The organism is Phocaeicola sp. HCN-6420 (genome assembly GCF_037890145.1).
GTDB lineage: Bacteria > Bacteroidota > Bacteroidia > Bacteroidales > Bacteroidaceae > Phocaeicola.
Window position 1 is genome coordinate 136292 of record NZ_JBBKBJ010000001.1, and the last position, 14194, is coordinate 150485.

General features: G+C 42.9%; 9 protein-coding genes. 5 read left to right on the forward strand and 4 right to left on the reverse strand.

Annotated elements, in window-relative coordinates; genetic code table 11:
* The first annotated feature begins 43 nt into the window (after positions 1-43).
* Positions 44-811, forward strand: a complete 768-nt coding sequence (locus WKT12_RS00610) for an SDR family oxidoreductase (RefSeq protein WP_340318486.1) — start codon at positions 44-46, stop codon at positions 809-811.
* A gap of 32 nt (positions 812-843) precedes the next feature.
* Entirely contained in the window at positions 844-2154 is a 1311-nt protein-coding gene (locus WKT12_RS00615) for an anaerobic C4-dicarboxylate transporter family protein (protein ID WP_021971885.1), read from the forward strand.
* Between the two features lie 653 nt (positions 2155-2807).
* Here WKT12_RS00615 and WKT12_RS00620 read toward each other — a convergent pair.
* The 3 genes from WKT12_RS00620 to WKT12_RS00630 form a co-directional block, all read right to left on the reverse strand.
* Entirely contained in the window at positions 2808-3281 is a 474-nt protein-coding gene (locus WKT12_RS00620) for a hypothetical protein (protein ID WP_021971884.1), read from the reverse strand.
* A 152-nt stretch (positions 3282-3433) separates the two neighbouring features.
* Positions 3434-5554, reverse strand: coding sequence for a TonB-dependent receptor (locus tag WKT12_RS00625; RefSeq protein ID WP_340318487.1), 2121 nt, complete (start codon positions 5552-5554; stop codon positions 3434-3436).
* A gap of 92 nt (positions 5555-5646) precedes the next feature.
* Positions 5647-6492, reverse strand: coding sequence for a helix-turn-helix domain-containing protein (locus WKT12_RS00630; protein ID WP_340318488.1), 846 nt, complete (start codon positions 6490-6492; stop codon positions 5647-5649).
* A gap of 325 nt (positions 6493-6817) precedes the next feature.
* Between WKT12_RS00630 and WKT12_RS00635 the strand changes: the two genes are divergently transcribed.
* Both WKT12_RS00635 and WKT12_RS00640 read left to right on the forward strand, forming a co-directional pair.
* The gene (locus WKT12_RS00635; RefSeq protein WP_340318489.1) at positions 6818-9253 is read left to right on the forward strand and encodes a glycoside hydrolase family 2 TIM barrel-domain containing protein; all 2436 of its coding nucleotides are present in this window, start codon (positions 6818-6820) and stop codon (positions 9251-9253) included.
* A 340-nt stretch (positions 9254-9593) separates the two neighbouring features.
* Positions 9594-10520, forward strand: a complete 927-nt coding sequence (locus tag WKT12_RS00640; RefSeq protein WP_021971880.1) for a PGN_0703 family putative restriction endonuclease — start codon at positions 9594-9596, stop codon at positions 10518-10520.
* A 484-nt stretch (positions 10521-11004) separates the two neighbouring features.
* On the opposite strand, the gene WKT12_RS00645 is transcribed toward WKT12_RS00640, so the two are convergent.
* Complete coding sequence (locus WKT12_RS00645) at positions 11005-12444, reverse strand: tagaturonate reductase (RefSeq protein ID WP_340318490.1); 1440 nt, start codon at positions 12442-12444, stop codon at positions 11005-11007.
* Positions 12445-12762: 318 nt separating this feature from the next.
* On the opposite strand from WKT12_RS00645, the gene uxaC reads away from it, so the two are divergent.
* Positions 12763-14169 carry a glucuronate isomerase gene (uxaC, locus tag WKT12_RS00650; RefSeq protein WP_340318491.1) on the forward strand — a complete coding sequence of 469 codons (1407 nt, stop codon included), beginning with the start codon at positions 12763-12765 and terminating at the stop codon, positions 14167-14169.
* The last annotated feature ends 25 nt before the right edge of the window (positions 14170-14194 follow it).

Genomic DNA, 14194 nt, shown 5'->3' on the forward strand with positions numbered 1-14194 from the left:
CGTGCGATTTTCAGTACTTTTGCAGGCAATAAAATAAAAATCAATGAAAACAATCGTTATAACCGGCGGAGCCAAGGGTATAGGGCGCTGCCTGGTAGAGTATTTTGCATCGCAGGGCAATACGGTCTATTTTATCGATATGGACGCAGATGCTGTTGCGACTGTAACGGAAAAGTTATGTGCCAGGCAGATGGACGTGCATGGCTTTACAGGGGATATTGCCGACGAGCAGGTATTACAGAAGTTTGCGGAGAAAGTGATAGAAGAAACTCCGCAAGGCATACACTGCCTGATAAATAATGCTTGCCTGATGAAAGGAGGAATCCTGAGTGGATGCAGTTACGAGGATTTCCTATATGTGCAGCGTGTAGGTGTTGCCGCACCTTATCTGCTCAGCAAGCTCTTCATGCATCATTTTGCCGGTGTCGGCTCTATCGTAAACCTTTCCTCAACCCGCGCGTTTCAGTCGCAGCCCGATACCGAAGCGTATACGGCTGCCAAAGGGGGCATTACCGCACTGACTCATGCGCTTGCCGTAAGTCTTTCGGGTGTAGCCCGCGTCAATGCCATTGCTCCGGGATGGATTGATACCGGTAAGTTCCACGACGAAAGTTATGTTCCCGACTACACGGAAGGGGATATCATGCAGCATCCGTCGCAACGGGTGGGAGAGCCCGAAGATATTGCCCGCGCCGTTGAGTTCCTGTGCGACGAACGCAATTCTTTCATCAACGGACAATGCATCACTATCGATGGCGGGATGAGTAAACTGATGGTTTATCACAACGACTGCGGATGGAGAAAAGAATAAAACAGTTATTAATTATTTTATAAAGATTCTTTATGTTATTACAATTATTATTTGTCCTTGTTGCGATAATTGTCGGCGCAAGAGTAGGCGGTATCGGACTGGGAATATTGGGCGGACTTGGTCTTGCCGTGCTGACTTTCGTGTTCGGGCTTCAGCCCACTGCTCCTCCGATAGATGTGATGCTTATGATTGTGGCAGTTATTGCGGCGGCAAGTTGCATGCAGGCAGCAGGGGGACTGGACCTGATGGTGAAGTGGGCAGAGAAGATTTTGCGGAAAAACCCGCATCACATTACGCTGCTTAGCCCGTTTGTGACATACTTTTTTACCTTTTTCGCTGGTACGGGACATGTAGCTTATTCCGTTCTTCCCGTCATTGCCGAGGTTGCCAAAGATACAGGTATTCGTCCGGAACGTCCGCTGGGTATCGCAGTCATCGCCTCGCAGCAGGCTATCACGGCCAGTCCGATATCGGCAGCAACGGTTGCCATGCTCAGCATGCTTGCCGGATACAATATTTCGTTGTTCGATATCCTGAAGATTTCCATTCCCTGTACGCTGATAGGAGTTCTCTTAGGAGCCTTGTACTCGATGAAAGTCGGCAAGGAACTGAAAGATGATCCTGAATATCAAAGACGACTGGCTGCCGGTGAAATTTCCGGCGACGGTTATCATACGGCAGAGGTGGCAAGCTATGGCAAGGCGTTAACTTCCGTCATTCTCTTTTTGGCTGCCACGATAGGCATCGTTTTGTTCGGATCGATCGACGGACTCCGTCCGACATTTGCAACGGCTCAGGGAGAAGTGCAGATGGAGATGTCGCACATTATTGAAATATTGATGCTTTCTGCCGCATCACTCATCCTGCTTCTGACTAAAACAGACGGTATAAAGGCGGCTAAATGTTCCGTATTCAATGCAGGAATGCAGGCTGTAGTTGCCATCTTTGGTATTGCATGGATGGGAGATACCTTCATTGCCGGAAACATGGAAGTGATGAAAGAGAACATCTTCGGTCTTGTTACCGATATGCCTTGGCTGTTTGGTGTAGCCTTGTTTCTGATGTCCATTCTGTTGTTCAGTCAGGCAGCTACCGTTCGTTCCCTGTTACCGCTTGGCATAGCACTGGGCATCTCTCCTTACATGCTTATCGCACTTTTCCCGGCAGTGAACGGCTATTTTTTCCTGCCCAACTACCCCACGGTGATAGCTGCCATCAACTTTGATACTACCGGAACGACACGAATAGGCAAATACCTGCTGAACCACTCGTTTATGATGCCCGGACTGATAGCGACGATTGTATCGGTTGTGCTGGGTATTGTGTGGGTTTCAATGATGTAACGAACGTAAGGAAACCGGTATATATGCAGTAAAAAAGTAATTAAATCGCTAAATTTGCTGACACACCATTTGAGGTGAAAATAGAATATAGAGGAGAATGTTAAATATCTGCATGCCCGAAATGCTTATTTCCTGTATTCTACTTATGTTATAAGTTAATCTTCTAAATAAAATTAACGTTTCTTCGCGGGAAAAGACGAAGAGATTCTACCCAAAACCTCGGGTTGTTTAGTACAAAAGATGCAGACGTTTTTCAGAAACGTCTGCATCTTTTTAGTTACCCCCCTGTTCGTTTAATTCATACCGTTTGGAAAGCCTTGTTTTTCTCTATTCAGCTTTCTTGAATAACCTGTTTCCATTTATCCTTTTGAATAATATTCCCTGCAATAAATTACGGTATGTTTAAGATATGATATATAGAAAAACATCCTGATTGGATTATATTGTCTTTGCTATCCTGCTGATAAAGCCCAAACGCTTGAGAATCTTATATTTCATGCCAGCCAAGATGGAAGCTCGGAATTATCTCGCAAAATACGGTAAAAAAAACATTTTGTCAAATTAACACAAGGGGCAATCAAAATGATTCAGGGCTGAACTATAAAAAATATAATCCATGTTGTTATCTTACAAGAATAAATAAAATAATCAATTCAGAAACTTATACAAACACCTAATGCAGGCTGCATTTTTTCCATTCCATTGGGAAACATCGAAGATACATTCGAACCCTTCAATGACAACTCGAAAGCTTCTTTGGCTTTTCTTTTATTTTTATGTGATACAACGAATAAAGGAATGCTGGAAATAGTTAGGCCTATACCTACACCTAAAATAATATCCCACGCTTTGCCATCATTCTTCCAATTGCTGTTAGTATATGCAGTGTTACTAATTTCTCCAATCCAGCCGACAACTGTTCCACAAACACCTAATCCAAGCGTACCAAAAGCATATCTTTTGAGCTTTTTATATCTTTCCCAGTAAGCCGTTTGTTCATATTTCTGTTGGAGCTTCATTTCTTTCCTATTTATAGATGAATAAACAAGAGAGTCAGACTTGTACTCTTTTGCGCTACTGGTTAATACCGCACAATGTAGAAGCAGAAAGAATAATACATACCTCATACGTGTAATTCTTTAATTAAGATTTATACAAATATAATCATATCGGACATATACTATATACGGATGATCCCTTTTAGGATATTTTTTAGGAAAATAGAAATAGTAACTCTGCTTTTACTTCAATGTCGGAGTGAGATTTCACTTTTAATCTTTCACTGAATAATTCCCGTATCGCTGTCTTTTAGCTGAATGGATTTGTTGACCGCCCGGTATTTACGTCCTTTGTGCAGTCGCCAGGTTACAGTCAGACTGACGAGGTTGCAGATGTCCGTACTGTAAAGAGCTGTCGATTTCTGAAGATTACGGTTCAAGATATCTGTTTCGAACATCTTATACCGCTGTATCAAAGGCAACTGCCAGGCAAGGGCAAACTGGCAGGATTTGTACTGATAGGAACCTTTCAGCACAATGCTGCTTCCGTTGTATCCCTTGGTTTCTCCTTCCAGAAAGCGCCATCCGTTGTCGGCATACGCCTGAAGCGAAAAGTTCCCCAAATAAGCCTGAACATTTCCCGTCAGGAAATAAGAAGTATAGCAGTGAGTATAGTCATACCCGAAATTGAAGCAGCGGAACAGTCCGCCATATAAGGCTACGGAAAGTTTCTCGGGCAGCAGCCAGTAGTTGGCATATCCTGACGTCTGCAAGACATCGATTTCTTTTTGGTTACGCTGGGTATAGATAAACTGATCGTCTGCCGTCCGTTCGTACACCGCCATGTTCGGGCGATGACATAGTTTATAAAAGCCTTCGATGTATGCTTGCAGGCGAGCATTGGAGTATGATAGTCTGAGAGTGTGATATGTTTCTCTGTTAGGCTTGAGGTCAGGACTTCCGGCAGTCCATTCCATGCTGTTGGTACGAATCATGGCATCGCTGATCATGGCTATGCGGGAAGTACGTTCGTTCGACTGGAAATTATAGCTTACTTGCAGGGCATTGGTAAAATCGTAGCTCAGTGCCGCCTTCGGACAAAACGTCCAGTAGTCGTATGTATGTTCTTGTTGACGGTAGTGCAGGTAGCTTGCGCCTACGCCTGCCGAATAACGCAATTTGCCCCAATAGCCTTTTATCTCAGAAAACAGATAGAGGCGATTGTTGTGCATCAGGGTGAGTGAAGAAACATCTCCCGTATATGCATTGTTCGTGTACTTCTGGCTGTAATTGATACCGGCGGTAAGGGTAAAAGGCTTCAGCTTGTTTTCGTAAATTGCTTCACTCAACAGCGAATAGGTCTTACCATCTACATTGTACCGGTAAGGAAAGCCTTCATCGTAACTGGTAGAAGAATTTGTATCGATATAGGTACCTACGGCATTCAGTGTAACCGACTGTCGGGGGGTGAGTTGCTGGAAATAATAAAGGTCGAGCACCGGACTTCCCGTCCGGCTGTTGTCTTGCTGGGTAGCGACGTATTCATTCGTCCCGTCCACTACATTTTTCCGGTTGAAGTCGCCCGGCACGTGATTGAAATCGCCGCTTAGCGATGCCTGAAACACATAACGTGTAGAATCAGCCAGATTGTAAGTCAGCTTCACACTATTATTAAAATACCGGCTGCGTGAAGCAATATCGTTACGCTGAATGGTATAGACCGAACCATCATTCAAGTGATAATAAGCCGTTTCCTCCATCCGGTCTCCCTCGAAATCCTTATATCCGAAGTCGTAGTTCAACGAAAATTCGCTTTTCCCCGTATTCCACTTACCATAAACCGTATAGTTTCCGTTTTTGGCATTCAGCGACTGGCTTAGGGATGTACCAACCGTATATCCACTGCTTGCACGCCGTGTCGTGATATCGATAACGTAAGCGATTCCCTCACCGTAACGCACACCGGGATTATCGATGAAATCAATCTTGAGAATACTTTTCGGATCGAGCGACAACATTTCCGCCTGATCTACAATAATGCCATTGATGCGCAATTGTACGCTTCCTTTATTGTCGATAGCAGATATACTACGGGCATCTTCATCGATACGAATATTGGGCAGACTAAGCTTTTGCAAGACACTATACCCCGAGCTGGATGCTTCTTTCTGAGCATCGGAAGGGTAGAGCAATAAGCCGTCTGTTTTATATACAATCCGTGCAGCTTTTACTTCTACTTCGCCAAGTTCAATACTCTGATCAGTAGTCTGTGCAGATACGGTAAGCGAAAAAAATATGAACGTGATGCAGACACAGCCTTTCCGGGCAGTCCGACTGATACCATATACCAAGGAATGCTCCGCAGAGGCATTACCTTGAAACTGATTTGTTAACCATTCCATTTGTTTCTGTTTTGATGTTTCGGAAACAAATGTAAAGGGTTGAGTCAGACTACTACCAGAACAAACACTGACATTTGCCTGACATTTCGATGTCAGTTTTCTACCTTATTGATTTCCAGTGAATAATTCCGACCTCTATCTGCCACGATTTTCAGATCTGTATGCTCTTCTACTATCGGCTTTAGCCTGCGAATAAGCGTGTAAAGCGTGTCATTGGCATCCTCTTTCTTGGGCCAGAGTGCTGTGCAGATAGCTTCTTTAGTCAATGAATGTGACGGTGCATTCCAAAATAACAGCATGAGCTGCTGTTGCATGGGAGTAAAGCGGATAGGAGTGTGTGCCGTTGTATAAAACCGCCGGTCCGCTTCTGAATAAACCAGTCCCCCGAAACCGGTAACAACTTCCGGCTCTTCCTGTTTCTTTCTCAGATAGAGCCACGACAGCATCGCCCAAAGGAAAGCAGAAATCATGCAGGCTGCCGGAATACGCTGATCCGACATGCCGAACACGCTGGCGGCCGACAAGCGGGCATATCCCTTCAGTGCAAGTATTTCTCCCGCATGCTTGTCACGCACCATCAGTGTGTCGCTGCAAATAACATGCCCATCCGGTGATTGGTTCCGATAACGATTGTCTACCACATCGAAAGTAATAAATGCCGTTTTCTGCAACCGTTTATTCTTCAGATGGTGGCAAAAACGTTCGTCGGAAACCGCAATCAGTACCTGTCCGCCCGAAGTCTGACGAAGTTGTTTGTAAGTCTTTATCGTATCTTGTGTAATGATATAATCCTTATTCTCTTTAAGTGTCTGTGCCAGTGCCTGATTCAAATCGGCTGTTATTTCATTTCTGGCAGTACAATAGTTGTGATGTTCAGCCAACAAAGAAGTCAGCATGAGCGTCAGAAATACGGCAACGGATAGTAATTTGCGGTTCATAAGATCAGAATTTATCTACTATTAGACACAAATGTAGCTAATATTTTTGGCCTGAGATATCGTATTGTGTGAAAAACATTATTGTTATAACTCTTTTTTCCTTTACATAAATAGATTTTATAGATTAAGATGAATAGTAACTTTAATGGCTAACTATAGTTTTTCTTCTGTTGAGAAATCGTATCTTTGTTGAATCCTTATAATCTGATGGTGAAAAATACAGAAAAATAGTGCTGTCTTTACTCAGAAATACTTGTAATCTTCAGATAAAACAAGGAATAGGATATAAAAAATCATTAACATTTTAATATTAAGAGAAACAAGAATGAAGACATTTTATCTCATGGCAATGGGATTTTGCCTGACTTTAAATCTCAATGCTCAGCGAAGTGAATACTTGCTGGAAAAAGGATGGAAGTTTACGAAAGGAGAGGTGAGCGACGCCGAAGCTCCCGCATTTAATGATACCAAGTGGGAAACTGTAACCATTCCGCACGATTGGGCGATTTTCGGACCTTTCGACAAGAATAATGATTTGCAGAATGTAGCTGTTACACAGAATTTTGAAACTCAGGCAAGCCTGAAGACCGGACGTACGGGAGGGCTGCCATACGTGGGTACGGGATGGTATCGTACAACATTCCATTCTACTCCCGGCAAACAGACCACGCTGATTTTCGACGGGGCAATGAGTGAGGCACGGGTGTTTGTCAACGGAAAGGAGGCTTGCTTCTGGCCTTATGGCTATAATTCGTTTTATTGTGATGTTACTGGACTGGTAAATGAAGATGGTAAAAATAACGTACTTGCCGTGAGATTGGAGAATCGTCATCAGTCATCGCGCTGGTATCCGGGTGCAGGACTTTACCGGAATGTGCATGTGGTAACGACGGAAAAAATTCACGTACCGGTATGGGGTACTCAAATTACGACTCCGTTTGTGAAGGATGAATATGCTTCTGTCTGCCTTCATACTACGATTCTGAATGCAGAAAAGACGGAGCTAACTGTGACGACGGACATTGTGGATGCCGATGGACAGGTGGTTTCGACCAAGACTAATAAGGGATACATTAATCACGATCAGCCTTTTACGCAGAATTTTATTGTGGAGCAGCCGAAACTTTGGTCGCCCGAAACTCCGGTATTGTATAAAGCGGTGTCGAAAATCTATGCGGGCGATACGTTGCTCGATACGTATACTACACGTTTCGGTATTCGTACCATCGAATATGTGCCCGACAAAGGTTTTTACTTGAACGGGAAACGCCGCAAATTTCAGGGAGTGTGCAATCATCACGACCTGGGGCCTTTGGGAGCGGCTGTCAATGTGGCGGCACTCCGTCATCAGTTGACGTTGCTCAAGGACATGGGATGTGATGCGATCCGTACTTCACATAACATGCCTGCGCCCGAGTTGGTTGAGCTTTGCGATGAAATGGGCTTCATGATGATGCTTGAGCCGTTCGACGAATGGGATATTGCCAAGTGTGACAACGGGTATCACCGCTTCTTTAACGAGTGGGCGGAAAAGGATATGGTGAACATGCTTCGCCAGTACCGGAACAATCCGTGTGTCGTGATGTGGAGTATCGGCAACGAGGTGCCTACACAGTGGAGTCCGGAAGGCTACAAGGTGGCGAAGTTCTTGCAGGATATCTGCCATCGGGAGGATCCGACGCGTCCGGTAACTTGCGGTATGGATCAGGTGAAGAGTGTGCTGGCAAATGGCTTTGCTGCAATGCTTGATATTCCGGGGCTGAATTATCGTGCACACATGTACGACGAGGCTTACGAGCGTTTGCCGCAAAATCTCATTCTTGGGTCGGAAACGTCGTCTACCGTCAGCTCACGTGGCGTATATAAGTTCCCGGTGGAGCGTAAGGCAGGTGCGATGTACGATGACCATCAGTCGTCGTCGTACGATCTGGAGTATTGCAGTTGGTCGAATATTCCTGACATTGATTTTGCTCGTGCTGAAGATCACGACTGGACCATCGGACAGTTTGTATGGACGGGCTTCGATTATTTAGGTGAGCCAAGCCCGTATGATACGAATGCATGGCCGAACCATAGTTCGATGTTCGGCATCATCGATCTGGCATCTATTCCGAAAGATCGTTATTATCTGTATCGTAGTGTATGGAACAAGGAGGCTGAAACGCTGCACATCCTGCCGCACTGGAACTGGGAAGGACGTGAGGGAGAAAAGACTCCGGTGTTTGTCTATACAAATTACCCTTCGGCTGAGTTGTTCATCAACGGAAAGAGTTACGGGCGGCAGACCAAACGTAAGGATGGAACGGTGGAAAACCGCTACCGGTTGATGTGGTACGATGCGGTTTACCAGCCGGGAGAAGTAAAGGTGGTGGCTTACGACGAACAGGGTAATCCGGCCGCCGAAAAGACTATCCGCACAGCAGGCAAGCCGCATCACATTGAACTGGTAACGGATCGTACTTCGCTTCAGGCGGATGGTAAGGACTTGGCATATGTAACACTCCGTATTGTCGACAAGGATGGCAACTTGTGTCCGAACGACGGACGGCTGGTCAGCTTCAAAGTGAAGGGAGCAGGTAAGTACCGTGCTTCGGCAAACGGCGATCCTACCTGTCTCGATTTATTCCACAAGCCGGAAATGCATGCTTTCGGAGGTATGCTTACGGTGATCATTCAGTCGGGAGAAAAGGTTGGCGATATAGAACTTCAAGCCACAGCCAAGGGCGTGAAGGCCGGAATTATCCGTATTCCGGTAAAATAAGTCTGTTTTAAGAAATTTATTACCCCTTTTTGCTCTTCACGCCCTTCACACTGCTGCTGAAACAATCGGAAATCGGCAGTATCTATGAAGGAGGTGAGGGGTAAAAATTATAGAGAGAAGTGCTTAGAATAAAGAAGAATAAGTAAAAAAAAGAGAATATGAAACGTGGTATAATTTGCATAGAAACAGAATGACAGATAACTAAAAAGCAAAACAAATTAAGTTTAAACTCTGAGCCATCGATGAAATTTGTCAGTAAATTGTATAGAATTCCATATATTTTTACAGAATAGTATCAGGCTTTATTTATCACAAGTAATTCATAATAATATTAGAAAAGATGAATAATATATACGGGAACCAGTGTAAAAGCGATAATATTTTTACACAGAAAGCGCGATTACTCCAATCTATGTATAGAGTAGAAATAGAGGAAAAAGAAGGGGTTGGACCAACAAGAACTTCCAAGAGAAAATACGGGAACATGATTACTGGAGGCGAAGTTTCTGGGAAAAACTTTTTAATGAAAGAAACTTTCGAATATGCCAAAGAGAGAGTCAAAAATAGGAAAAATGGTGAAACAATAGATGAATTCCGATTGTTCAATAATTTGCTTTCGAGTATGCCCATGGCATTCAATTTATTTCATCCTCTAATGTTACTCTTGAAACAAAATCCAGATAAGGTAACGCTTGCCATAAAATCTGTTTTTAAAGATATTCCAGTATTTTGTGTAACGGAGATAGGTCTGGAGTTCATACCGACACCGACCGAAAAATATACGAAAGACAAATCGGCTATGGATGCTTATATTAAATTCCTGGATGATAAGGGTGATAAGTATATCATTGCAATCGAAACAAAATATACGGATGTGCTTGGAGTAAACGAAGCACAAAAATGTGAGGAGCAGAAACAAATGCTCATTGATACAGGTTTATTCGACGATATATTTAAAGGGCTATTAATAGATCATAAAATAAAGCTTACACAAATTTATAGAAATCTTTTACTTACAGAACGGTACAGAATCGTTGAAGGACTGAAAGACTCGTATTCTGTAGTGCTTTCTCCTAAGGAGCATCCGTCAACGGAAGAAGAAATCCGGTCGGTTACAACATATTTGAAACCGGAATATGCTTGTAAGCTGAGTGCAATCACATTGGAAAATTTTGTAGATACAATGATTCTCTATTTACCGGAATATTACGCACAAGTTTATAAGAGATTTAAAAAAAGATACTTGGAGTTTGGAAGGTGTATTTGATATATTAAATATTATATTTCCAAATAAAGTTATTTACTATAATAAATATCATATATTAATTGGAAATATTCTATATAAGGTCGTCATAAATATTATATTGAAAAATTGGTGATTCCATGTGAATAACAGGTAAAAAGGCATCTTTAGAGAGGATGATATAGGTTGGATGTTTGTAAGGAAAAATTTAATAGGATGAGAAGCCGCAGATCTTCTGCAAAAAACGTCAGCACGTTTTGGACAATTTGTCTCGACGTTTTTTTTAAATTTGTACAAAAAATATTTTTTTCTCGGCACGTTTTTCACACCCCCTGCAGAGAGTGCTGTAGAGGCATCCGGAGGAATTTTCCAGCAGAGAAGCCGGATTTGAATCATGTAAAGATATTTTCAATATAAGAGCCGGAATGTATAAATAAGAAAAGAGGGAAATATCCTAAATCTTACAGGATATTTGCCCTCTTTCTTTTATGGAATTTCTAACAATTAATTACAGAATAGATTTTACTGTTTCCAGCATACCTTTAGACTGAATGCTGTCCAGGTCAGCTTTTACGGCAGCGGCCAGTCCCGGGATGTTGTTCAAGTTTTCGCCCCAGATGAATTCTGCTCCCAATACGCCTTCGGTGACTTTCTGAGTATCGCCTGTAGCCCAAAGCTCTTTCAGCAGATCCATAATGTTCTGTGCGTCGTTTGGTACGATTTCTGCTCCATCTTCACGTACGCCACCTTTATAATAAGTGATGATGGCAGCAAGACCCAGTACAAGTCCTTTCGGAAGTTCGCCCTTACGTTCCAGATATACTTTCAATCCCGGCAAATCACGAGTCTGGAATTTCGGGAATGAGTTCAGCATGATAGAAGTAACCTGATGGTCGACAAACGGATTGTTGAAACGTTCCAATACATCGTGAGCAAATTTCTCGAGTTCTTCTTTCGGAAGATTCAGCGTTTCCATCAGCTCGTCGAACATTACTTTGTGGATGTACTTGCCGATAACCGGATGCTGGCAGGCATCGCGGACAATATTCACGCCCGACAGGTAAGCTACCGGTGACAATACGGTGTGAGGACCGTTCAGTAAGGTAACTTTTCTTTCGTGGTAAGGAGCTTCAGACGGTACAAACAATACGTTCAGTCCGGCCTTGTCGGCAGGGAATTCTTTGGCAACTTCCTGCGGAGCTTCGATAACCCACAAGTGGAAAATTTCGCCCTGTACAACCAAGTTATCATCGTACTGTAATTTTTCTTTAATCTCAGCAATTTCCTTGCGCGGGAATCCCGGTACGATACGGTCTACCAGTGTAGCGTATACGCCGCAGGCTTTTTCGAACCAGTTCTTGAAATCGTCGCCCAGGTTCCACAATTCGATGTACTGGTAGATGGTTTCTTTCAGTTTATGTCCGTTCAGGAAAATCAATTCGCACGGGAAAATGATCAAACCTTTTGACATATCGCCGCTGAAGGTCTTGTAACGGTGATACAATAACTGAGTCAGTTTTCCGGGATAAGAAGAGGCAGGAGCATCGGTCAGCTTGCAAGAAGGATCGAAAGCGATACCAGCTTCGGTTGTATTTGAGATTACGAAACGCATTTCAGGCTGTTCGGCCAGTTTCATGAATTCGTCGTTTTGTGTATAGGGATTCAGTGCGCGGCTGATAACGTCGATAAGTGTCAGGCTGTTTACGGTTTTGCCTTTATCGAGTCCTTGCAGGTTAACGTGGTACAGGCAGTCCTGTGCGTTCAGCATGTCTACCATACCTCTGTCGATAGGCTGTACGACAACTACACTGCTGTTGAAATCTGTCTTCTGGTCCATGTTATAGATAATCCAGTCTACAAATGCACGCAAGAAATTACCTTCACCAAATTGAATGATTCTCTCAGGACGAACTGTCTTGTTTGCAGTTTCTTTGTTTAATGCTTTCATACTTGTATATTTTAAGTTCCGTATTTTTACAATTAAAATTTTCTCTTTATAAGAAAGGTATAAAGACGAAAATATTATTTAATCAGCAGTAAAAAATATTTATAGTTAACGTTTTATTTCTGTTTTTCAGAGATTAATTTTATTAAATAATCGCTGCAAATATACGAAATATTTTGTTATTCCAAATAAAATTTCTACTTTCGTGTTCGATAACGGCAAATAAAACGGAATTGATGTTGAACAACACAAATTCTACTACCGTTATTCGATTTTTATGAAAATACCGAACAAAATACATAAACTCAAAAACAAAGCTTTATGAAAAAATTTATGGATGAAAATTTCCTGCTCAAAACAGAAACAGCGCAGGAATTGTATCACAATCATGCAGCCAAGATGCCTATTATCGATTACCATTGTCACTTGATTCCGAAAATGGTGGCCGACGACTATCAGTTCAAGTCTATTACAGAAATCTGGCTGGGTGGCGATCACTATAAATGGCGTGCAATGCGTAGTAATGGTGTGGACGAACGTTACTGTACAGGAAAAGATACTACCGACTGGGAAAAATTTGAGAAATGGGCTGAAACGGTTCCCTATACTTTCCGTAATCCGCTGTATCACTGGACTCATCTGGAATTGAAAACTTGCTTTGGAATTGAAAAAATATTGAATCCGTCTACTGCCCGCGAAATCTTCGATGAATGTAATGCTAAGCTGGCAACTCCTGAATATTCTGCTCGTAACCTGATGCGCCGTTATCATGTTGAAACAGTATGTACTACCGATGATCCGGTCGACTCGCTGGAATATCATATCGCAACACGCGAAAGTGGTTTTGAAATCAAGATGTTGCCTACATGGCGTCCTGACAAGGCTATGGCTGTGGAAGTTCCGGCAGACTTCCGTGCGTACATGGAAAAATTGTCGGAAGTAAGCGGTGTGACTATTTCTTCATTCGACGATATGGTAGCTGCTTTGCGCAAACGTCATGAATTCTTTGCCGAACAAGGCTGTAAGTTGTCCGATCATGGTATCGAAGAGTTCTATGCTGAGGATTATACTGACGCAGAAATCAGAGCTATCTTTAATAAAGTGTATGGTGGTACGGAACTGTCTAAAGAGGAAATCCTGAAATTCAAGTCGGCTATGCTGATTGTATTTGCTGAAATGGACTGGGAAACTGGATGGACTCAGCAGTACCACTACGGTGCTATCCGTAACAACAATACGAAGATGTTCAAGCTTTTGGGCCCTGATACCGGTTTCGATTCTATCGGTGAGTTCACGACTGCAAAGGCTATGGCGAAGTTCCTGGATAAACTGAATACTGAAGGTAAGCTGACAAAGACTATTTTATATAACTTGAATCCGTGTGCCAACGAAGTTATTGCTACTATGCTGGGTAACTTCCAGGATGGTTCTATCCCGGGAAAGATTCAGTTCGGTTCAGGATGGTGGTTCCTCGATCAGAAAGATGGTATGGAAAAACAGATGAATGCCTTGTCACTGCTGGGCTTGTTGAGCCGTTTTGTTGGTATGCTGACAGATTCTCGTTCGTTCCTGTCGTATCCGCGTCATGAATATTTCCGCCGTACTTTGTGTAACTTGCTGGGTAATGATGTAGAAAACGGAGAAATTCCGGAATGTGAAATGCCTCGTGTACAGCAGATGGTGGAAGATATCTGCTACAACAATGCGAAAAAATTCTTCGAATTCTGATTATAAAAGAATAGTAATTTGTGGA